The 20,214-nt window shown below is 46.0% G+C and carries 19 protein-coding genes; 7 read left to right on the forward strand and 12 right to left on the reverse strand.

Going from position 1 to position 20,214, the window contains the following annotated elements; translation table 11 throughout:
- Positions 1-2,455: CHAT domain-containing protein (locus ACKFKF_RS04335; RefSeq protein WP_446866548.1), on the forward strand; the 2,455-nt coding region annotated here is incomplete at its 5' end.
- Between the two features lie 469 nt (positions 2,456-2,924).
- Here the strand turns inward: ACKFKF_RS04335 and ACKFKF_RS04340 are convergent.
- From ACKFKF_RS04340 to ACKFKF_RS04350, 3 genes are all read right to left on the reverse strand, one after another.
- Positions 2,925-4,016, reverse strand: coding sequence for a radical SAM protein (locus ACKFKF_RS04340; protein WP_446866549.1), 1,092 nt, complete (start codon positions 4,014-4,016; stop codon positions 2,925-2,927).
- 64 nt (positions 4,017-4,080) lie between these two features.
- Entirely contained in the window at positions 4,081-5,172 is a 1,092-nt protein-coding gene (locus ACKFKF_RS04345; RefSeq protein WP_446866550.1) for a hypothetical protein, read from the reverse strand.
- 217 nt (positions 5,173-5,389) lie between these two features.
- Entirely contained in the window at positions 5,390-5,680 is a 291-nt protein-coding gene (locus ACKFKF_RS04350) for a Nif11-like leader peptide family natural product precursor (protein ID WP_446866551.1), read from the reverse strand.
- Positions 5,681-6,263: 583 nt separating this feature from the next.
- On the opposite strand from ACKFKF_RS04350, the gene ACKFKF_RS04355 reads away from it, so the two are divergent.
- Entirely contained in the window at positions 6,264-7,331 is a 1,068-nt protein-coding gene (locus ACKFKF_RS04355; RefSeq protein WP_446866552.1) for a transaldolase family protein, read from the forward strand.
- Here ACKFKF_RS04355 and ACKFKF_RS04360 read toward each other — a convergent pair.
- The 3 genes from ACKFKF_RS04360 to ACKFKF_RS04370 form a co-directional block, all read right to left on the reverse strand.
- Positions 7,328-8,953 carry an NB-ARC domain-containing protein gene (locus ACKFKF_RS04360; RefSeq protein WP_446866553.1) on the reverse strand — a complete coding sequence of 542 codons (1,626 nt, stop codon included), beginning with the start codon at positions 8,951-8,953 and terminating at the stop codon, positions 7,328-7,330. The genes ACKFKF_RS04355 and ACKFKF_RS04360 overlap by 4 nt on opposite strands.
- An 82-nt stretch (positions 8,954-9,035) precedes the next feature.
- Positions 9,036-9,422 (reverse strand): nuclear transport factor 2 family protein, encoded by a 387-nt coding sequence (locus ACKFKF_RS04365; protein WP_446866554.1) that lies wholly within the window; start codon positions 9,420-9,422, stop codon positions 9,036-9,038.
- A gap of 65 nt (positions 9,423-9,487) precedes the next feature.
- Complete coding sequence (locus ACKFKF_RS04370; protein ID WP_446866555.1) at positions 9,488-9,781, reverse strand: hypothetical protein; 294 nt, start codon at positions 9,779-9,781, stop codon at positions 9,488-9,490.
- Between the two features lie 550 nt (positions 9,782-10,331).
- Between ACKFKF_RS04370 and ACKFKF_RS04375 the strand changes: the two genes are divergently transcribed.
- The 3 genes from ACKFKF_RS04375 to ACKFKF_RS04385 all read left to right on the forward strand — a co-directional run bounded on the left by ACKFKF_RS04375 (position 10,332) and on the right by ACKFKF_RS04385 (position 13,208).
- A complete protein-coding gene (locus tag ACKFKF_RS04375; protein WP_446866556.1) occupies positions 10,332-10,862 on the forward strand; it encodes a filamentous hemagglutinin N-terminal domain-containing protein in 531 nt (176 codons plus the stop codon).
- A gap of 224 nt (positions 10,863-11,086) precedes the next feature.
- The gene (locus ACKFKF_RS04380; RefSeq protein WP_446866557.1) at positions 11,087-12,511 is read left to right on the forward strand and encodes a hypothetical protein; all 1,425 of its coding nucleotides are present in this window, start codon (positions 11,087-11,089) and stop codon (positions 12,509-12,511) included.
- A gap of 109 nt (positions 12,512-12,620) precedes the next feature.
- Positions 12,621-13,208 (forward strand): Uma2 family endonuclease, encoded by a 588-nt coding sequence (locus tag ACKFKF_RS04385; RefSeq protein ID WP_446866558.1) that lies wholly within the window; start codon positions 12,621-12,623, stop codon positions 13,206-13,208.
- Here the strand turns inward: ACKFKF_RS04385 and ACKFKF_RS04390 are convergent.
- The 6 genes from ACKFKF_RS04390 to ACKFKF_RS04415 all read right to left on the reverse strand — a co-directional run bounded on the left by ACKFKF_RS04390 (position 13,205) and on the right by ACKFKF_RS04415 (position 16,658).
- Complete coding sequence (locus ACKFKF_RS04390; RefSeq protein ID WP_446866559.1) at positions 13,205-13,513, reverse strand: hypothetical protein; 309 nt, start codon at positions 13,511-13,513, stop codon at positions 13,205-13,207. The genes ACKFKF_RS04385 and ACKFKF_RS04390 overlap by 4 nt on opposite strands.
- 70 nt (positions 13,514-13,583) lie before the next feature.
- Positions 13,584-14,183: a solute carrier family 23 protein gene (locus ACKFKF_RS04395; protein ID WP_446866655.1), complete on the reverse strand. Its 600-nt coding sequence runs from the start codon at positions 14,181-14,183 to the stop codon at positions 13,584-13,586.
- Positions 14,087-14,983, reverse strand: a complete 897-nt coding sequence (locus tag ACKFKF_RS04400) for a solute carrier family 23 protein (protein WP_446866560.1) — start codon at positions 14,981-14,983, stop codon at positions 14,087-14,089. Before ACKFKF_RS04400 ends, ACKFKF_RS04395 begins: the two co-directional genes overlap by 97 nt.
- A 142-nt stretch (positions 14,984-15,125) precedes the next feature.
- On the reverse strand, positions 15,126-15,884 hold the full coding sequence (locus ACKFKF_RS04405) for a class I SAM-dependent methyltransferase (protein WP_446866561.1): 759 nt from the start codon (positions 15,882-15,884) through the stop codon (positions 15,126-15,128).
- A 164-nt stretch (positions 15,885-16,048) separates the two neighbouring features.
- Entirely contained in the window at positions 16,049-16,267 is a 219-nt protein-coding gene (locus tag ACKFKF_RS04410) for a hypothetical protein (RefSeq protein ID WP_446866562.1), read from the reverse strand.
- A 130-nt stretch (positions 16,268-16,397) separates the two neighbouring features.
- Positions 16,398-16,658, reverse strand: a complete 261-nt coding sequence (locus tag ACKFKF_RS04415; RefSeq protein WP_446866563.1) for a beta/gamma crystallin-related protein — start codon at positions 16,656-16,658, stop codon at positions 16,398-16,400.
- Positions 16,659-17,023: 365 nt separating this feature from the next.
- Between ACKFKF_RS04415 and ACKFKF_RS04420 the strand changes: the two genes are divergently transcribed.
- On the forward strand, positions 17,024-17,653 hold the full coding sequence (locus ACKFKF_RS04420; RefSeq protein WP_446866564.1) for a tetratricopeptide repeat protein: 630 nt from the start codon (positions 17,024-17,026) through the stop codon (positions 17,651-17,653).
- A 168-nt stretch (positions 17,654-17,821) separates the two neighbouring features.
- Positions 17,822-20,194 carry a filamentous hemagglutinin N-terminal domain-containing protein gene (locus ACKFKF_RS04425; RefSeq protein ID WP_446866565.1) on the forward strand — a complete coding sequence of 791 codons (2,373 nt, stop codon included), beginning with the start codon at positions 17,822-17,824 and terminating at the stop codon, positions 20,192-20,194.
- Positions 20,195-20,214: the final 20 nt, after the last annotated feature.

Here is a 20,214-nt window from a genome sequence, read left to right on the forward strand (position 1 = left end):
ATTATCCTCAAGCCTATCCGCTGGGACTATTGAGAATGGTGCAAGATCTGAGTTAGCAAAGATCTGGTATCTGGCAGCCCTTGCATTGCTGCAATTTTTGTGTGTCATTGCTTGGGGCGTTTTCTCACACGCTCAGGGGATTGCTCAGATCGCGCCAAATCGTACTAGTCCCACGCTCATTTCTCAAACGCTCATTTCTCAAACAAAGACTGGGAAGGTTTCGATAGCGCTTGTTCGTGCCCAAACATTGAACATCCGGGGCGCAGAGCAACTTGCAGCCGGACAAGCAGAAGCGGCGATCGAAACTTGGAAGCAAGCCGAAGCCGCATATAAAGCAGCAGGGGATAAACTAGGCACACTAGGCAGCCAGTTAAACCAGGTGCAAGCCCTGCAATCTCTGGGTCAATATCGACGCGCTAGGATAACTCTAGAGCAAGTCAATACCCAACTGCAAAGCCTGCCAGATTCTGCTTTGAAAGCTGATGGACTCAGGAGTGTAGGGATCACACGATTTCGAGTGGGCGATCTGAAAGAAGCTCAATCAGTTTTGCAGTCTAGTTTGACCATTTCTCAGCGCCTGAATGCGAATGCGGGCCAGAGCTATACGCTACTAGCCTTGGGAAATGTCACCAGGGCACTCCAAGAACGTGAGAAAAAAGACGGTGGAAAAAATGCGGCGAATGAAGCAATCGCTTTCTATCAACAAGCCGCTACACTAGCCCCTGACGATCTCACGCGATCGCAAGCCAGATTGAACCAGTTGAGCCTTTTAGCCCAAGCAAGCCCAACCCTCGATCAAGCTCCTCTACTCGCAGAAATTCGATCGCTGCTCAAGCGTCTGCCCCCAAACCGTGCATCAATCTATGCCCAGGTCAATCTGGCAGAAAGCCTGATGAAAATGAGCAACCAGGATCAACGAGACATTGCACAACTGCTCATCAACGCCACCCAACAAGCGCAAAAACTCCGAGATTCTAGAGCAGAAGCCTATGCATTAGGTCAATTGGGTCATCTCTACGAAACACTGCGCCAATGGTCGGATGCTCAGAAAGTAACGCAACAGGCGCTGCAAATGGCTCAAACAACTCAAGCGAATGATATCGCAGTCTCCTGGCAGTGGCAATTAGGACGAGTTTTTAAGCAGCAGGGACAGATACAGGATGCGATCGCTGCTTACAATCAAGCAGTAAATACGCTCTCAATCTTACGAAGCGATCTGGTGGCAATGAATCCGGAAGTGCAGTTTTCATTTCGAGAGCAAGTCGAGCCAGTTTACCGCCAATTGGTGCAATTGCTATTAGAGGACAATCCAAATCAAGCAGCGCTACAACGAGCCAGAGAAGTGATTGAAGCACTTCAACTCGCAGAACTCAACAATTTCTTTCGAGAAGCTTGTGTAGATGTTAGACCTGAGCAGATCGATCAAGTCGATCGCAATGCAGCCGTTGTTTACTCGATTTTGCTGCCCGATCGCTTGGCAGTGATCTTGTCGCTACCAGGTCAACCACTTCGCTATTACACTCCCGCTGTACCCTCAGATGCAAGTACGATCGAGAAGGCATTTGATGATCTCTTTGCAACCCTCAACCCATTTATTGCGACCTCAGATCCGCTCCGCCCAAATCGGCAACTATACGATTTATTGATTCGCCCGATCGCCAAAGATTTAGCTCAAAGTCAGGTCAAAACCCTGGTGTTTGTTTTAGATGGTGTCTTGCGAGGGGTTCCGATCGCAGCCTTACACGATGGTCAACAATATCTAGTTGAGCAATACAGCATTGCCCTATCTCCTGGTTTGCAACTCTTACCTCCCCGTTGGCAACGTCGTCTAACCGCAGCAGTGCCTTCAGACCAGTTGCAAACCCTCGCAGGGGGAGTATCCGAGGCTCGTCAAGGATTTTCGCCGCTTCCGGGTGTGGTGAGAGAAATGGAGCAAATTTCCGCATTGGTTCCGACAAACGTTTTGCTGAACAAAGCCTTTACGCGCACCCAGTTTGAAAGTAGAGTCGAGTCGGTTCCGTTTCCGATCGTGCATCTTGCCACGCATGGTCAGTTTTCGTCTGAGGCAGAGAAGACGTTTTTATTGACCTGGGATGGACGAATCAATGTCAAAGAGTTTGACCAACTTCTAGAAGGTCGCAGTCGCCGCGATCGTAGACCGATCGAACTGTTAATTTTAAGTGCCTGTCAGACTGCAACGGGCGACAAACGAGCGGCTTTGGGACTTGCAGGAGTAGCAGTTCGCTCTGGGGCACGCAGCACGATCGCAACGCTTTGGTCAGTGCAAGATAACTCAACGGCGATTCTCATGGCGCAACTCTATGAAGAACTGCGTCAGCCTGGAATGACAATAGCCGAGGCGCTGCGTCAGGCACAATTGAAGGTGTTGCGATCGCCAGACTACCAACAACCTTTTTACTGGGCACCGTTCGTTTTGGTGGGCAACTGGCAATGAGCAACCAACGTTGTGTGACGCTTATGCAAGAGTTTTGTGATTTATAGCCGCAACCTCGTCCCGTTTTGTCATTGGCAAATGAAAGATGATGGAAATCGCCAACGTGTACATTAATCTGTTGCTCAAGTCCTGCTTCCTGCACTAGTTTCTTGGCAGTATCAGCTTCTGCCGTTGCTAGCCAACCTGTCTAGTAAGTTTTTCCTACACACTTCACGATAGTCGGGGTCATGGTGTCGTAGTAGTTGCGAACTCGATCCAAATATTTAGAGTAATTAACTTCTACTACTTTACTAAGTGTTGCATCAGGGTTCAATTCATTGTGCAAGTGTTGTTGTGGTTGCTGAGGCATGAGCTTAGTTTCCATGTTGTTTGAACTTTGGATATCAGTGTCGGCGGGATACAGTTGTCAACTCAATGAACTACCTGGACGCAGCAGAAGTCTTTTTCATTCAGTTAAAGCTGCTTGTGTTCAATTAGAAGTTGCTTCGTTAAGTGGTGGTAGACCAACAAGAGGACAGGATAATGTTTCAAGGTCAAGAGTTTCAATGCCACGAACCCAGGGAGCGAGACGACCCGGTGTCAATTTCAAAGTTCCATCCGGCTGTAATAAGCCGATCTTATTGCGTTCATCATAAAGGGCTACAGTGCATTTCCCAATATCACCATTCGAGCGAACTACCAAGGAATTGAGTCGGGATGCGTAGCATACATCCTCTGCTTGAAATGAGCTTCGTTCTAATGTAGGGCTTTTCCCATACAACTTAGTTTCTAATGAGTTAATCGCTTTCTTCTTTTCCGCCTCAGGAAAAGTCTTTATGGATGCATCATTAGCCCCACCTAGCTGCTCGATCGCTTTGAAGAAAACAGAAAATCTCGAATCATCAATAAATTCTTTTTTGATGTCCTCAATCAAAGGAGCAAGCAGAGCAAGAGTATCTACAGTAAAATGGATACGTAGGCGGACATGAAAGAATAACGAGCTATCGCGGAGCGCAAGTAAATTAGACCAAATTTGATCATAAGTGCTGCTACCATCTGCACGAATTCGGCTTTTGTCATGTATCTCACGAGAACCATCCAAAGAAACTTGATAACATCTAACCCCAACATCTGCTAAGGCTTTAGCTGTGTTGTAATCCAGCAAGTATCCATTTGTCGTCATATCACTCTCATAACGTAATCTAGGATATCTCCGGGCTAGCGTCGTAGCATAACTAGAAATTTCCAACACAATGTCTTTAGCAATGAGAGGTTCTCCACCAAACCAGGCAATGTTCAAATAATCCAAATCAACGCAACGTCTTTCCAGTAAAGCCTTGACCCCAAGAATTGTTTCTTGCTTCATTCGTCCCATTACAAAGTCTTCATAGCAGTAAGTGCAACGAAAATTACACTTTTCTGTAGGCATCAAGATGAGATGAAAGTTTCGATTTGATGCTTCAGCTATTTTTGCTAAATTAGAATCGTTAGCATCCCTAACTAAGACTCTCCCAGTTTCACTAACCGTTATACTTTCGTTGTTTAGCGCTACAGCATTGAATTTTTCATTCGTATTGGTCATGGTATGCTCCTTGTTTGCTGACTAAGGGTTAACAATTTCTTTAGCTCACTGTTTACTTCCTGGTTTAAGGACTCGCATCAAACCAGTTATGGCAAAACTCTAGATATGCTTTAGCTTCCAAAAAGGCACCGGGTTGGTAGACAATTTTCACATGACTTATCTTCCTAGTAAAGATGCTGAATGCCCTAGCGCCCAGGAGAAGATCGCCCCAATGCAGATTATTAGGCCAAAGCTCTGGTTGAGAGGCTTTCTGAGAGTATCCAGACCAACCTAAAAGAGCATGTTGCTTGGCTGAAGTACAGAGTCCTATTTCCATCAAATAATTCAACAATAATTGCCATCGCGGTTCATGCTTAGGCTGCTGGATTAGGAAACATTCCAACCCAATTTTTGGGTAGACGCTCTCTCCAATGTCACAGCTCAAATGGATAAAATCCACAAACTCAGATAGATGTGTAACTAGCGATCGCAGTGTATGTGTTGGATCTGTCCAGCCAATTTGCACTAGATAATCTAGCAATTGCTCTGGGGACATTCCTCTTGCATTAATCCTTACTGCTTGGGTTGTGCGGGACATCATCGCTCCAATATGACTGATATATGCTTTGTCTGGCAGGTGATCAATGCTATGTTTTAGAATTGACTCTAGGAGCGACGGAAGCGGATGATTAAGTAGCTTGGCGGCTATTTCAAGTAGTTGTTGAGGTTCACTGATAGCCTCCTGATTCAAGGTCAAGAAGATACAGGGAATCGGTACTTGTAAGGGTTCTCCATCCAAATCAAATTCCAACCAGATATCTCTCACTCTGTGATGCAGGAAAGCTTCTGCATCAGTCCATTGCTGGATGATCCCTTGCAAGAGCCGCCAGGTAGAATGTTTCAAGAACTTTTCTGGCAGACTCGGTGCGCCGTAGGAGAGATTAGCTTGAAAGTCTACCCTAGATTGCTCATCTGTTAAACGACATTCAAATCCAGCGACTGAAAAGGCAGGTAAGATTTGGGTCAAGGACTGAATATGAGATAAGGCTTCAGTGGACACTAACTCAGAATGAAGATGGGGAGCAACAACTTTTAAGTAGTCTTCCATTGCACATTTCATAAATGTCTCGGCTAAGAAGTAAGCTAATAGCTGAATGGCACTGAAATAAGGAGTCAAGGAGATAGAAAAAGGCTCTAAGAGGGCGTTTGAAAAGTATTGAGGGCTTCTTCGCTTCGTTGTCATCCCGTCCAGAGACCGATTTCCGGGTGAGGCAATGCAATGAACGTTAGCTTTTCAAACATCCTCTTAGCGCAATGCGATAGTTTCCGTAGCTGAGACTCAAAAGATTTTTTCTACTCCTAAACGTCTCAGCTTTCTTTTCGCACTACTTTACCTAATCCCTACGTCTATTATCCCCACACTTGTTATCCATGTAAAATGGTCGTTGTTCGCCAGCTACGGCTTCTAGCAGTTCCTGTCTAAACCATCGCTGCGAGTTTGAGGCATCCAACTCATCAAGATACCCTTTTATCTCTTCAGGGCTAAAGTTGTACCCTTTCTCTTTCCCAATCTGAACAATCAGCGCAACCATGCTGTCGCGATCAGTTACGGTTTTTAATCGCTCTTGCAATGCAGGATCTTTCAGAATGTCTTGATAGAACTGTTCCAGATTTGCTGTTTCCATTTTCTCTACTCCTTTGTTGATGTCTTGTGTTTTGCTAGTTAGGTCTTTCTGAAGCGAGCAATTACATCATCTACATTTGTTTCTTAGTAGCCCTTTAGTAGCCATAACTTGTCTCCTGTTTTTTAGAGTTAAAGTTCAACTTGCGTGATAACGTATGCTATCAGCAATTGAGTTCAGTATCTACTTTCAATTTGTGGATGACCAGGCAAGATCGATCAGTGAATCCGCAACTTATGTCGTTTACTTCAAATCCAAATCAGGCTCATGTTCGACAGGATTTTGATGAATCGCCTTGATCTCGTTTTGACTTAAAATAATCATTGATGAAAGCTCTGAAATACGCTTGGCGCAAAGCTTTCTCAATCTAAAATCAACTCTAAAATAAATCTTGAGGGTTTAGTGGCTGATGTTGCCTGGTGCAATTCAAAGCAGTCTTCTAGGCTGACATACAGCAGGTTTCTACTCAGTGAAGTACAGTTGAATTGGCAAAAAGCTCGATTCTTTAGAGGTTTCAGCCATTTGTTTTTGTACTTCACCTATCTGCAAAGTGCTGTAATCGTTTGTGCCAGCCAACACTCCCCCTATGAATTTGCTACAAATGCTTCGGCTCCATAGGCAAGCGGTCTGGCTGAGTTGCTTCGATCGCAGATTAGTAGAAAGTGGGCAGCTACAACGATATCTTGATCAGGGACTGCAAGGCATTCTCTCTAGTTTTTCTAGTATTGAGCGATCGCTGCATACCTCCCAGTACGATCGAGACTTTCAAGCATTGTCTCAAACAGATGTTTTGTCACTCTATAACTTCATCGCTGTTCGGGAGATGCAGTTGGCGGCTGAACGGCTCAAAGAGGTTCATGATCAAACCGATGGGAAGGATGGCTATGTTAGTCTTGAGCTTCCACCTTATCGGGTGAGTGATCCAGAATCAATCCTCACCGAAGCCCGACAGCTATGGCGACAGGTCGGCTGGTCAAACTTCATGGTGAACATTCCAGCAGCACCAGAAAACAAACGGGTGATTCAACAACTTGTTGCAGAAGGGATCAATGTGAACGCCACACAGGTTGTTTCACTTGCAGACTATGAGCGGGTTGTAGAGGCATATTTGACAGGGCTAGAAGCCTTTGCAGCGCAAGACGGAGTACTTGATCGAATGGCGAGTGCTGCCAGTGTTCCAGTTAGCCAGATCGAAGCAAGCATTGCTACTATTGGAATTGCTCAAGCAAACGTGCTGTATCAGCGCTATCAAGACTTTTATCACAACAATAATACCTGCTCGTTGGCAAGGCGCTGGCGTATCTTAGCGGAACGAGGGGCACATCCGCAACGACTGGTTTGGATGATTGCAGATTGTCAGACAACAGCACTAACCCAGCACTATGCTGAGTCTTTGATGAGGGACAACACGATCATGGTACTTTCCTCAATCCAGCTTGCGATGCCTTACGAAAATTACCTGTTACGATCGCACTCGACTAAAGATTTAGAAACTGCCCACCAAACATTGGTCAATCTAGTGCAGTCTGGAATATCCCTCGATCAAGTTGCTCAACAGGTGCGAATTGAACAGCAAGCGCGATCGCAGTTACGCTTTGAGCAATTGTTGCAATTAATAGAACAGAAACAACAATCTGTTCGCTATTTTGATTAATGTCCGATTTTAGGAACTAGCTTGTCGCAGTTCCGTAATTCAGTTTTCAATTGCACTAACAAATTGAGCAGGTTGCCTTCCACATAGGTTGGTTCTAGTGAAACTTCTGTTTCTTGCTGCTTGAGAAGTGCTTGTAGCTGTTGCTCGATCCCTTGCTGATGAGAAAAACTTGCCGACAGCCGCGCGATCACAGGCTGAATAATTAACCGCTTTTGGGCTTCCTGAATGTATTCTTTAGCTTGTTGCTTCATCAGAGTATGAGTTTTAAGTCGATCTAGATCTTGCATCTCGATTTCATGACAGACTTGTTGAACAAGTCGCTCGGTCAGATAGTCGATCACAATCGGTTGCAGTGAAAACTGTTCTCCATTTTTTTCAATCCACGATCGTCGCATCAGCGAATAGAGCATTTCTGGTAATGCTTGTTTGCCAACCTGGTTGACAATATCCTCGTCTAACTCTGCAAGGGAGACAGGTTCTCGATCGATTGCCAGCCAATACATCACGTCCTGCTCGATGTTTGACAACCGCTCGAACTGTCGCTCTAGCAAATCTCGAATGTCGTCAAAGACGAGAACGCCTTGATGCACAAATTTCAAAACCTCTTCAAGTCTGCCGTTAAATAATTCTTGAGTTGCGACAGCTACAAGCTTGAGGGCTAGCGGATTCCCGCCATAATGTTCGATAAGATGATTCCATTGTGCCTCGGTGCCTGTAAATTCACCGTGATGCCGGAACAATTTCTGTCCTTCAGCGGTGTTAAGTCCAGTTAAGCGCAAATCACGCACCTGCGATCGCTCTCCCGTCAGTAATGCGATTTCTTTAGGCTTTTCCCGCCCCGTGAGAATAATACAGCTTTGGTGTGGGACTTCACCCAACATGCGAAACAGTTGCCCATACGCCTCATAACCAGGGCAATATTGCCCCATCCGTTTTGTATTGCTCAAAATCGACTCTACATTATCTAAAATAAGCAGACACCGACTAGTCTGCAAGCACTGCATCAGGTAAGACAATTTGCCTTCTATACTTGCAGGAATGGAATCATGATTTTGTGGCTGTAACAAAGATAGTAGGATACCTTCAACAAAATCCCCTAAAGCAGGAGCATTTTGCAGCGATCGCCAGACAACATTCTCAAACTGATCTTGAATTTGGAGTGCCAGTTTCATAGCCAGGGTGGTTTTTCCAATTCCACCCATTCCTAACAAGGTAATGAAGCGGCAATGCTCCAGACAAATCCATTGATGCAATTGCACCAGTTCTGCTTCTCGACCATAGAACACAGATACATCGATCGCCATACTCCAATCTGGTTGCTGTATGGGGTCTGCCTCATCCAGCCCAATCGGTCGCACACAATCTTCTAGATCAAGTTGCAAACCAAAGCTACGCATCAAGTATTCGATCGACAGCTTATCAACGGCTTTCTCACGTTTTAGAATTCGAGCAACAGTGTGGATGGATAGCCCAGCGCGATCGCTGAGTTGTTCTTGGGTAAAGCGTCGCCCCCAATTATCTGCTACTGCTGCTTCCTGCATCGCTTGTTGTAACTTGAGCCAGCCATGAGATGTTAGAATCACCCCTCGTTCAGCCCGCTTAGTAAAAGACGCTGAAGACATAAATGCACCCCATTGCTATAGTTCCTCACATACTTACAAGACACCTCTGTTGCGATCGCTGTTGAACTCGTATTGGTGATGTCTACCCCCGAATCTGAGCCATCATGGCTGCATCATCCCAATACGAAGAGACTTGCTGAATCTTTCCAGACTCGTGCATTTCAAACACACTAATTCCTTCAGCAATGCCCTGCTTCCCGCTCTTTCCCAACCCTCGCATTGTCCATTTCACTGCTGCTCCATTGCCTGCAATGAAGATGTGATCCTGAGAAAGCTCCAACTTCTCAAACGCCATTGAGAGCAGTCCAAAGAAGGCTTGAGCATTCTCACGCGCTTTACTAGGTGGATTGCCAACCGGATCATAGATAACTGCATCTTCCGTAAAGTTTTCCGACCATCCTGCTATATCCATTGATTGAAGACTTGAAAAGTAGGATGTAACTAAATTCTGAATCAATTCAGGTGACATTGAAATTCTCCTCCACAGTTGTAATTTGATAATTGTAAGCCATTCTTAATTATGGTGATTTTGAACTATCCTGCTAGACTTCTAAGATACTGACTGCCCACGATCGCTTGCCCAACGAGATAGATCGGTAACTGTGGGATATCCAGAAGCTTTGCAGGTAAAGGAGCGACACCAGAGAGCCAGCCGCGGCTTGCTGTGCCAAAAATCCCTAGCAACAGCGCTCCTTTTACCTGCCGAACCGTCAGGATTGCTGTCAGCAAGATCCCAGCGATCGCAATCAAGGTGGTGGGCTGTCTTAAAGAGCCTAAAGCAGTCGCAACTACCATTGCCATCATGAGCGCAATTTTTGACTTATTCATAAGAAATGACAGTGTAGTAGAAGTGGAGTTTTGCTCTGTTTAATGCCATTGATCTAAATCGGTTGAGAGTTGCATGAAAGCATCATGTCCGTAGAAGTTGATCTTTCCAGGTAGCGCGAGCGGGCTATCTTGATTTGCTTTCACGCTTTTGTTTGCTTGCTTATCATCTTGACGTTCCCCCTAAGATTTTGAAATCTATAAATCTCATACAAAATCTCATAGTCAAACTCATTAAAAACAATAGTCCGGACAGTTTTTTGAACGACTCCAAAAGGCTTTCAGGAAGTACAGTTCCAGCATTGAGCTATTTTTCAAAGTTGGCTCTATTCCTGACTTTGAAAATAAGATCCTGTCCCACGAGCGAATCAGGGTTTGAACCTGAAAATCTGCTCAAAATTTGTCCGAAGTATTGTAAAAATAATGTTTTAAGTCATAAATATTACCTGTGTTGACAATCTCGATCGAATCTGCTTAAATCACCGCAAAAAGGACATTGAAATCGCGATCGCAGCTCTAATGTCCCGTTGAAGCACATCATTGAGGATGCACTATGGTTCGGTTTTGGATGCTGGGATTGGGGCCAGTGAGCGGATTTGGGCTGAGCAATCGCGCTTTCGCTCAAGTTGTGCCGGATCAGACCTTGCCTGTGGGAGAGCGATCTGTGGTAACAGATATCTCTTCGAGATCGCAAGTCTCCGGCGATCTTAATTCTCAAATCAACGGCGGCGCAATTCGAGAAACCAACTTATTTCATAGCTTTCAACAGTTCTCTATCCCTACGGGCGGCGGTGCTTCGTTTAACAATCCAGCAAACATTACGAACATTCTCACTCGTGTCACTGGAAGTAATGTTCCTAACATTGATGGATTGATTCGGGCAAATGGAACTGCAAATCTATTCTTAATCAATCCAAACGGGATTGTATTTGGTGCAAATGCTCGATTAGAACTTGGCGGCTCATTTCTCGCGAGTACAGCAGAGGGTCTAAAGTTTGACAATGAATTTAAGTTTAGTGCAACGTCTTTTCAAAGGTGGCTCTGTACAATGCCCGGAGGTGCTGGGTGTCGTGTAATTTTTTAGCACCTTAAGGGACAAGTAGATTTTCTGTCGAGTCCCTCTAATCCTGTTCTTGTGATATGGAGCGGTAAAAAAATAGGAAACACCAGAGAAACTGAAAAAAGAGTACGATTGCTGGCTCGAAAGGAAAGAGTGGAGACATCGTGATTAACGCACGATCGCTTTCCCTGATCAACTCACCAGTATCAGCTAGTACCTTGGGTGAAGGAACAAGCGGAAATCTGACCGTGAAAGCCACGGACTTGATACAACTCATTGGAATATCAGCAGATGATGAGTTTCCCGGCGGCTTGTATACTCAAACTCGAAGTCGTGGCAATGCAGGGAATTTAAGTATTGAAACGAGAACTCTCATCGTCCGTGATGGGGCACAAATATCATCTGGTAATCGTGATGAAGGAGCAGGCGGGAGTTTAACCATTAAAGCCACTGAATCGGTACAAATCATTGGAAGGTCGGCAGATGATCGGACTCCCAGCGCCTTGTTTTCTCGAACTGAAAGTCTTGGCGACGCAGGGAATTTAAGCATTGAAACGGGAAATTTAATCGTCCGCAATGGGGCGCAAGTATCATCTGGTAATCGTGGTGGTAGTGGAGCGGGCGGGAATTTAACCGTGAATGCCGCAGACTCGATACAAGTCGTTGGAGCCTCAAGAGATGGTCAAAATCCCAGCCGCTTGACCGCAAGAACAACGGATAGCGGCAACGCTGGAGATATAACGCTGAAAACAAGGCAACTCGTGATTGAGGACGGGGGACAGGTTTCTAGTCAACAGACGACCGAAACTGCAACCGGAAGCGTCGGGAATATTCGCATTGAAGTGGAATCGCTCTCGGTAGGAAACAATGCAAGTATCACTGTCGAAGATCGAAGAACGACTGTAGCTCCTCAAAGAACCGCATCCGTTGGCAATATCAACATTCAGAGCAACTCTGTGAAAGTCGATCGCGGACTCATCTCTGCCGAAACCGCTAGTACCGATGGCGGCAACATTGATCTCGGTGTGCAAGATATATTGCTGTTACGGAACGGTGCCCTTGTCTCGACCAATGCGGGAACGGCTCAAGCAGGCGGCAATGGCGGCAACATCACATTTAACGGTGACTTCATTGTGGCTGTGCCGCAAGAAAACAGTAATATCTCAGCGAATGCCTTCTTAGGACGGGGAGGCAATGTGAGGATCACCACGCAAGGACTCTTTGGAATTGAGCCTCGTTCAGCAGAAACAGCCTTGAGCGACATTACTGCGAGTTCTCAATTTGGCATCAGTGGCACAATTACACTGAACACGCCCGATGTTGATCCGAGTCGAGGCTTAGTGATCTTGCCGACCGAGCTGCAAGATCCGAGCGGATTAATTGCCAGCACTTGTCCAGCAGATGAAGGCAATTCGTTTTCGATTACTGGGAACGGCGGATTACCAGAAGACCCGCGACAGCCATTGATGGGCAATAGAGTTTGGTTAGACGATCGCGCCACAGGACAATCTCAATCCTCAACACTGAACCCGCAATCTATTCCTGCGATCGTGGAAGCACAAGGATGGATTCGCGATCGCAACGGACAAGTTACGCTGGTCGCTACTCATCCAAGCGGCATGACCCAAATCTCCCAGCCGCTTCTCTGTTCTTTACTCAAAAACGATCGCTAGATAGTGAAAACTATTTCATCCGATTCTTCTTTGCTCAAACTAGCAAAATTCGGTAAAATTACTGCATAGTCGGTGTTAGAGGTGGATAAACTCAGTTGAAGGCAAGATTATGACCCAAGCCAAGCTACGATTCAAAACGATCGACGAGTATCTCGATTATGATGACGGAACCGATACTCGATATGAATTAGTCAATGGGGAGTTAGTTGCTTTGCCTTCTGAAGATCCGATTAACTCCACGATCGCGACTGTACTAGTCGTCGCCTTATCTATGTCAGGCATTCGTCCTCGTTGTCTCGCGATCGGTCATCAGATTGAAGTTGAATCTGCTGAAGTTTCGGCAAGACAGCCCGATCTCGTTGTCCACTCTGAAGAATCACTCCGAGCGGTGTTATCCGGGGAGCGGCTCATCCGGTTTGGAATGCCTGCTCCACTGCTGGTGGTTGAAGTCGTATCTCCTGGTAGTCCGAGCAGTAAAAACTATCAGCGCGACTACATAGAAAAGCCAAGAGAATATGCAGCACGAGGTATTCCTGAACTATGGCAGATTGATCCGAGTCGATCGGTTGTGAATGTGCTGCAACTGGTGAATAGTGCCTATCAATCCTGTCCGTTTGGGGGTGACGATCCGATCGTGTCGCCGCAATTCCCGACTCTACAATTAACCGCAGCACAAATTCTAGCCGCGCAGCTTTAGAAGCCCGGCTGGATCAAGCATCCTTCTAATTTGCTTAGTAGACGAGACAACTCGATCGATTTTGTGTCGTAGTCGTCGCAGCCTGCTGCCAGTGCTTTCTCACGATCGCCGATCGCATACTGACGAAAAAAGGAAACCTTCAGACTTAGCAATCGATCCCACACTGCTGCTTGAATCGAGGAGTTGGCGAAGGTATCCAGCCGGATCAAGGCAAATCCTTGCGTCAATTGAAAGAGCGTACTGCCAAAGGCGGTTGCCAACAGAACACCACCCCTACCCGTCTGATCAACTGTGCGATCGCTCATGTCAGCAGAGTCGAGTGTGCGCTTCCGGTGCGTGAACAAAGCGAGGGACTTTAGAACACACTCTAGACTTCTAAGACTGCAAAGCGATTAGCAGAAAGTAAGCGACTGAAATTCCCGCAAGTATCAAGCTTGATTTCGACACGGGTTGTTTCTTGCCCTGAGTCATTTTGATCGCAGCATCCGCAATAAAACCCACTGCCATCCCATCTGCAACCGAAAACGTTAGCGGCATAATCAAGATTACTAGAAAAGCAGGAATCGCTTCAGCTAAGTTATCCCAGTCGATCGTGCGAACACCACTCATCATCAAGACCCCAATCATAATTAGAATCGGTGCAGTCGCAAACGCAGGAATCGCCGCAAACAGTGGCGCGAACCATGCTGAGACAAGAAACAACATCGCAACCACGATCGCCACAAAACCACTGCGTCCTCCTTCAAAGATACCGGAGGCAGACTCAAGATAAGGAATCGCTGGCACACCACCCCAGAGCGCTCCAGAGACTGTGCCAAGAGAATTTGAGAGTAGGGCTTGCTTTGAGCGATGCAGTTCTCCATCAGGCTTCACACGGTTTAGCTGTTGTCCCAAAACATTGAGCGAACTAATCGTATCTGCAAAACAAACAATAGCATGAACACAGCAGTCACAAAGTTTCCGAGTTGTGACCAGGTAAGATACTGACTACCCACGATCGCTTGCCCAACAAGATCCATCGGCAACTGGGGTATCGTCAAAAGCTTTTCGGGCAAAGGAGCGACACCAGAGAGCCAGCCGAGGCTTGCTGTACTAAAAACTCCGAGCAACATTGCCCCTTTTACCCGCCGAACAGTCAGCACTGCCGTGATCAAGATACCTGCGATCGCAATCAAGGTCGCGGGCTGTTTTAAAGATCCTAAAGCAGTCGTCGTTGCAGTGCTGGTGACAATGATGCCCGCTCCCAAACTTGGAGGCGCGACGTTGCCAGAGAGCGCAATGTAAGAGAGAAACAATCCTAAACCAACGATCATTGCCTGCTTGAGCGAGATGGGAATGGCATCAATGATCTGGCGACGAAACGGACTGAGTACCAGCGCTGTGAAAAGAATTCCTTCGATAAAGGTGGCAGTTAGCGCGAGTCGCCAGTTCATGCCCATGTTTAGCACGATCGAGAACGTAAACAGAGCCGCAGTTCCCGTTCCTGGCCCCAGTGCAAACGGATAATTTGCGAACAGTCCCATTAGAATTGTTGCAATCGCAGAACAAAGAACAAGCGCCACCAAAATTTGCTCAAACAAATCTCCTGGCTGATCTAGAAACATCGCGTTTCCGAGAATATGAGCATTGACCACCAGAATCGGAGCCGTGGTCACGAATGTTGTAAAGCTAGCAAGTAGCTCAGTTCGATAGCAAGTTCCTAACTGGTCAAAGCGGAAAAAATGACTGATTCGCTCCGACATCGGCAAAGTGAGCGCAATTTTTGACTTATTCATGGGGGCACAAAGAATGAATGATTTGGACAGATTTGAGTTGGAAGAAGTAGACAGAAAAGCCATCCATCAATCCATCAATTACGGTGCGAATTGAACACCTGAAGCACCTGGTGATAGTTAGATCGGGAGAGTTTCTTCATCATCAGGCGTAGAAAGGGTTGCGACGGATGATCAAGAATTGCTGGGGGCAATCCCAACCGCCCTGTTGAGTGGTGTCATCCCAAAAGTGCTGCCGGACGTAGGCTTGAAATTCTGCTTCTGTCGGAAGGTGACGATAGGAATCGCGCGGGCGATCGTCTAACATCAATCGAGCGATCTCTAGTGTTTCTTCAAATGTTTTAGTCTGGAAACGTCCCAGTGTTGACACAAAGTTCACTTCATACTTCGGATAGCGCTTAAATGTGTTGAAAACACAGGACAGATCACATCGAGCAGCACCAAATGCTTCAAACATCTGATTCTCGCCTGCTGTGAAATGTTTAAGAATAACGATCAAGATTCCCTGCTGCGTCAACAGAGAGGCTGCTTTTAAACAAGTCTCGCCCCACGTTTCATCGGGCAGATAGTAGAGTAGATGACTCATGATGCCGATATCGACTAAAGCAGGAAGATGGGCTTCCAAGATTCCAGAGGGGATTACTGTCGCTGCTGGACAATTTTGAGCCAAAACGTTCTGGAGTTCGGGGTGCGGTTCAACGGCATAGACCGTTGAGAATTGCTGTAATAGCTCACGGGTCAGTGTCCCAGTGCCTGCGCCCCAATCGACTGCAATCGCATCTTGTGAAAAGCCGGATATCAGTTGAGTTAGCATCTGCTTGATGTAAATTCGCTCATTCGTCGATCGCAGCAATGTTTGGAATGCAGCAGCATACTCTGGCGAATCCGAGCTGAACAATTTCATTTGGGGCATGGATTCGAGAAGAGCCATGTTTTGCTTGTTCATGGAGAGAGATAGATGAGAGTAAAGGTTTAGTTCAGAAGTGCAATCCACTTCTAAGCAATAGAAGTTCGTTGCGTTGATCCGCGCCGGAGTGACAACGAAGCTAGAGAATTATTGAAGGAGTTCTATTTCGGATGCTTTGGAGATTGCAAACTGTTGTCTAACCTGTAAAACTCGGTTGAGGATCGCGTGAAGGCAATCATGCCCGTAGAGGTCAATTCCAGATAGCGCGACCCCTTGCGGGTAACTCGAAGAGATCGGGCTAAATGTTCAAGCAACCAGACAATGAAGGGCGTATCTGCTTGAGTATCGATCGCTAACTGTTGCGCTGTATGATCGAACAAAAGCGGTAGTATTGCTTTGCTCCTGCCGCTTAGGAGATAGTTGGAACCGAAATCAACTCAGAGCTTAGTTGTTCCTGAGCTTGAATATCATAGATTCGTCAACCTCTCCTAAGAGACAAAAGTGAGTTAGCTATCCTACAATTCTGGCTGACGAAATGGTATCGTTGTTGATACCACCAGGACTGATTGCAAGATTAGGATAATCTCCCGGTGGAAGTGTCACACTATGACCCGTGTAGTTCGTATGTTCAAAAACTTGCCACGTACCAGAAATCACCCTAGCTGATGTAATTGTGTCGTTCCAAAAATCTCCGACATTAGGCAGATCTTGGTTAAATTCACCTGAATCTCCTTGAAAATTGTCATCGGCATAGACAATCATTTGAGCCATTGGTTTTCTCCTTTTTGTTTGAACTTTGGTTGTAGCTAAGCTCTTTGCTGAACTGTTGCTTGCTTATCATCTTGGCGTTTCCCTCAAGATTTCAAAATCCATAAATCTCATACAAAATCTCATACAAAACTCATCTAGAAGCGCGTTTTTAGTTGTAAATATCACCTGTGTTGTCAAGCTCGATCGAATTTGCTTGAATCACTCAAGTAGAATCCATTGTCGAATGACCTCCTGTTTGGCATCAAATCAAGATAATTTTAGTGTTGCGATCGTAGGAAAGGAATGATAAAGTACCGCCATGATCGCTTCTTAAAACTGAACGATCGCTAAACAATCTTTTGCATTATCCATCAGGGGGATTTCCAATGTCGCTATCTAATGGTTTGAGAGACGAAGATCTTCGCGAAGATGAAGCCGCAAAATTACAAGCTTCTGTTGACGAGATAAACCAGCGAACCGGATCGGAAAGAGCGAAAGCAGTGGGTATAGCCGCTCTTTTTTTAGAGAACAATCAGAACGCTAAAGCATTTGAGGTTCTGCAACATTTCCTCAATTCTGAAAGTGATTTAGTAAGCGCTTACTACTATCTTGGGGAAGTTTATGAGAACGCTGACCAGTTCGATCGGGCTAAAGAGAAGTATAAGGTCGCTGCTCGGCTTGCCTCAGAAACACTGTGTGCTGCACGTGCTGGGTTAGCCAGAGTAGAAACAGACCCTAATCAGAAGAAAACGCGGCTCGAAAGCGCAAAAGCTGATTTTGAGACTTTGCAAAAAATTACGAATGATGATTTTGTCCCAGCAGGGTACGAAGAGCGGAAAGGCGATATGGTCGAGAAGCTTGGTCGGCTAATTCCTGAAGCAGACAATGAGAAGGGAAAAAAGCAGATATCATTAACGTCCATAGTAATTCAATGTACCCGTGATTGCGGTTTTGGTTATACACGAGGGGTTAACGGTTGTATTTACTGTTTGCCTGGACTCCGCGAAGAGTGTTAGCTGATTATTCTAAGATCATTTTTTCACTTTTTCTTCAAAGGGCTAAAACATTGCCTAGGGAGCGGTTGCGATAATACGTAATCGATTGCAGCCCATGCTTCTGATCTAAATCTTTTGTACAGAGGCTATGAAAGAGCAATATTAGGAAGCTGCAACAACTCCATACTTATGAACAAGCTTACCCAGCATTTTTGGTGTGTTGCCTTAGTTTCGCTTTTCTTACTATCTGAAGCAACCTGTTCTCAGGCACAAATTACTAGCGATGGAACAGTGCCTACTGAAGTTACCAACTTAAATGGTCGTGACTTTGAGATTAATGGCGGTAGACAAATTGGTGGAAATCTTTTCCATAGCTTTGGTAATTTTTCAGTCATCGCTGGTAGTTCAGCAACCTTCAATCATTCATTAAGTGTTCAGAATATTATTAGTCGGGTTACAGGTAATTTCATCTCCAACATTGATGGTTTGATCTCAGCCAGAGGCAATGCCAATTTCTTTCTAATTAATCCAAATGGAATTATTCTTGGCGCTAACGCCCGCTTGGATATTGGAGGCTCAGTCCTATTCAGTACAGCCGATCGCCTGAACTTTGCTGATGGCAGTTCTTTCAGCGCAACGAACACTGAAGCCCAACCGCTGCTAACGATCAGCGTTCCGATTGGGTTGCAATTTGGAAATAATCCAGGAACGATCGCTAGCTACACTCTATCTACAGTCCCTCAAGTCCGTCCTGACAGAACATTAGCGCTTGTGGGCGGCAATATTGTGCTAGATGGTGCCTATCTAGTGGGCGCTCAAGGGGGAAGACTTGAAATTGGGGGTGTTGCCAGTAATAGCTTTGTTGGGCTAACTGCAATTTCTCAAGGCTGGGAACTAAATTACGAAGCTGTGCGTGTTTTTCAAGATATTCAACTATCCGAAGCTACTCTTGGTGGAATAGACATTAACGATATTCAGTTGCGGGGTAAGCAGATTGCAATCGATAATTCGATCATCGGTACAGAAAACTCAGGAGCAAGACCAGGTGGAAATCTTGTAGTGAGAGCTTCCGATTTAGTAAGAATTAGCAATGAGAGTACACTATCTACTGCAACTGGTACAGTCGCAATTAGCTCCGTCGCACCAGGCGGTGATATCGTTATTGAAACGCCACGATTAGTTGTTAACCGTAATCCTACTATCACCGCGACGACTCAAGGACTCGGACAAGGTGGAAATATCTACGTGAATGCGCCTGAATTACTAGAAATAGATGGACAAGGAGATTTGACTCAACTCACCACTCAAACCTTCGGCAGTGGAAATGCTGGAAACATAAATGTAACGACTAAGAGACTGGTTCTGCGTGAGGGCGGGCAAATTGCAGCCTCGGCTGTCACACCGATTCCTGGAGTGGCGGTGTCAGGCAATGCGGGAGGAATCAACATAATCGCTTCTGATTCTATGGAAGTTAGCGGTCAATTTGTGTTCGGAGATACATCTTTTCCATCGGGTGTAGTTGCTAGAACAAGGGGTTCGTCTACTACTGGCAATGGAGGAAGCATACAAGTTAACACAAATCGTCTATTACTTCAAAATGGGGGGGCAATATCAGTTTCTGCTGAACAAGGTAGTACTGGTCAAGCAGGTTCTTTGACGATTAATGCTGCATCCGTGGCAGTTAGCGGTTCCAACAGTACAATATCTGCTAGCAGTACAAGTTCTAAGCCTGCTGGGGATGTAATAATCAATACAAATCAACTGCTAGTCGGAGATGGGGCATCTATCAACGTAAATAGCCAGGGGGCGGGTTCTGCAGGTAACTTATTCGTCTCGGCTCGCTCTATTGAACTGAATGATCGGGGACAAATTGCAGCGACCAGCAGTTTGGGAAATGGTGGTAACATTGCTCTCCAAGCCAGTAATACGCTCTTACTGCGTAACAATAGTCAAATTTCCACTACTGCTGGAAATGCTCAAGCAGGCGGCAATGGCGGCAACATCGCGTTTAACGGCAACTTCATTGTGGCTGTGCCACGAGAAAACAGTAATATCTCAGCCAATGCCTTCACGGGTCGCGGCGGCAACATTCGCATTACCACTCAAGGACTGTTCGGGATTGAGCCTCGATCGAGTGCAACCACGGGATTAAGCAGCATTACCGCGAGTTCTCAATTTGGCATCAGTGGGACGATCGCGCTGAATACCCCTGATGTTGATCCGAGTCGAGGATTAGTGACCTTGCCGACCGAGCTGCAAGACACGAGCGGATTGATTGCCAGTGGTTGTCCGGCGGATGAAGGCAATTCGTTTTCGATTACTGGGAACGGCGGATTACCCGAAGATCCGCGACAGCCACTAATGGGCAACGGAGTTTGGCTAGACGATCGAGCTACAGGACAATCTCAATCCTCAATTCCTCAATCGGTGCCAACGATCGTAGAAGCACAAGGATGGCTTCGCGATAGCAACGGACAAGTTACGCTGGTCGCTACCTCTACAGACGGCATGACCCAAACCTCCCAACCGCTTCTCTGTTCTTTGCTCAAAAACGATCGCTAGATGTTGTAGCCCAAAATCTT

Source organism: Phormidesmis sp. 146-12, assembly GCF_052939495.1.

Excerpts from the sequence above, each read along its gene's own strand:
- ACKFKF_RS04425 (WP_446866565.1), top strand. The coding sequence starts at position 17,822 with ATGAACAAGCTTACCCAGCATTTTTGGTGTGTTGCCTTAGTTTCGCTT.
- ACKFKF_RS04415 (WP_446866563.1), bottom strand. The coding sequence starts at position 16,658 with ATGGCTCAAATGATTGTCTATGCCGATGACAATTTTCAAGGAGATTCA.
- ACKFKF_RS04385 (WP_446866558.1), top strand. The coding sequence starts at position 12,621 with ATGACCCAAGCCAAGCTACGATTCAAAACGATCGACGAGTATCTCGAT.
- ACKFKF_RS04350 (WP_446866551.1), bottom strand. The coding sequence starts at position 5,680 with ATGGAAACAGCAAATCTGGAACAGTTCTATCAAGACATTCTGAAAGAT.
- ACKFKF_RS04420 (WP_446866564.1), top strand. The coding sequence starts at position 17,024 with ATGTCGCTATCTAATGGTTTGAGAGACGAAGATCTTCGCGAAGATGAA.
- ACKFKF_RS04405 (WP_446866561.1), bottom strand. The coding sequence starts at position 15,884 with ATGAAATTGTTCAGCTCGGATTCGCCAGAGTATGCTGCTGCATTCCAA.
- ACKFKF_RS04340 (WP_446866549.1), bottom strand. The coding sequence starts at position 4,016 with ATGACCAATACGAATGAAAAATTCAATGCTGTAGCGCTAAACAACGAA.
- ACKFKF_RS04400 (WP_446866560.1), bottom strand. The coding sequence starts at position 14,983 with ATGAATAAGTCAAAAATTGCGCTCACTTTGCCGATGTCGGAGCGAATC.
- ACKFKF_RS04375 (WP_446866556.1), top strand. The coding sequence starts at position 10,332 with ATGGTTCGGTTTTGGATGCTGGGATTGGGGCCAGTGAGCGGATTTGGG.
- ACKFKF_RS04370 (WP_446866555.1), bottom strand. The coding sequence starts at position 9,781 with ATGAATAAGTCAAAAATTGCGCTCATGATGGCAATGGTAGTTGCGACT.
- ACKFKF_RS04365 (WP_446866554.1), bottom strand. The coding sequence starts at position 9,422 with ATGTCACCTGAATTGATTCAGAATTTAGTTACATCCTACTTTTCAAGT.
- ACKFKF_RS04355 (WP_446866552.1), top strand. The coding sequence starts at position 6,264 with ATGAATTTGCTACAAATGCTTCGGCTCCATAGGCAAGCGGTCTGGCTG.
- ACKFKF_RS04360 (WP_446866553.1), bottom strand. The coding sequence starts at position 8,953 with ATGTCTTCAGCGTCTTTTACTAAGCGGGCTGAACGAGGGGTGATTCTA.
- ACKFKF_RS04390 (WP_446866559.1), bottom strand. The coding sequence starts at position 13,513 with ATGAGCGATCGCACAGTTGATCAGACGGGTAGGGGTGGTGTTCTGTTG.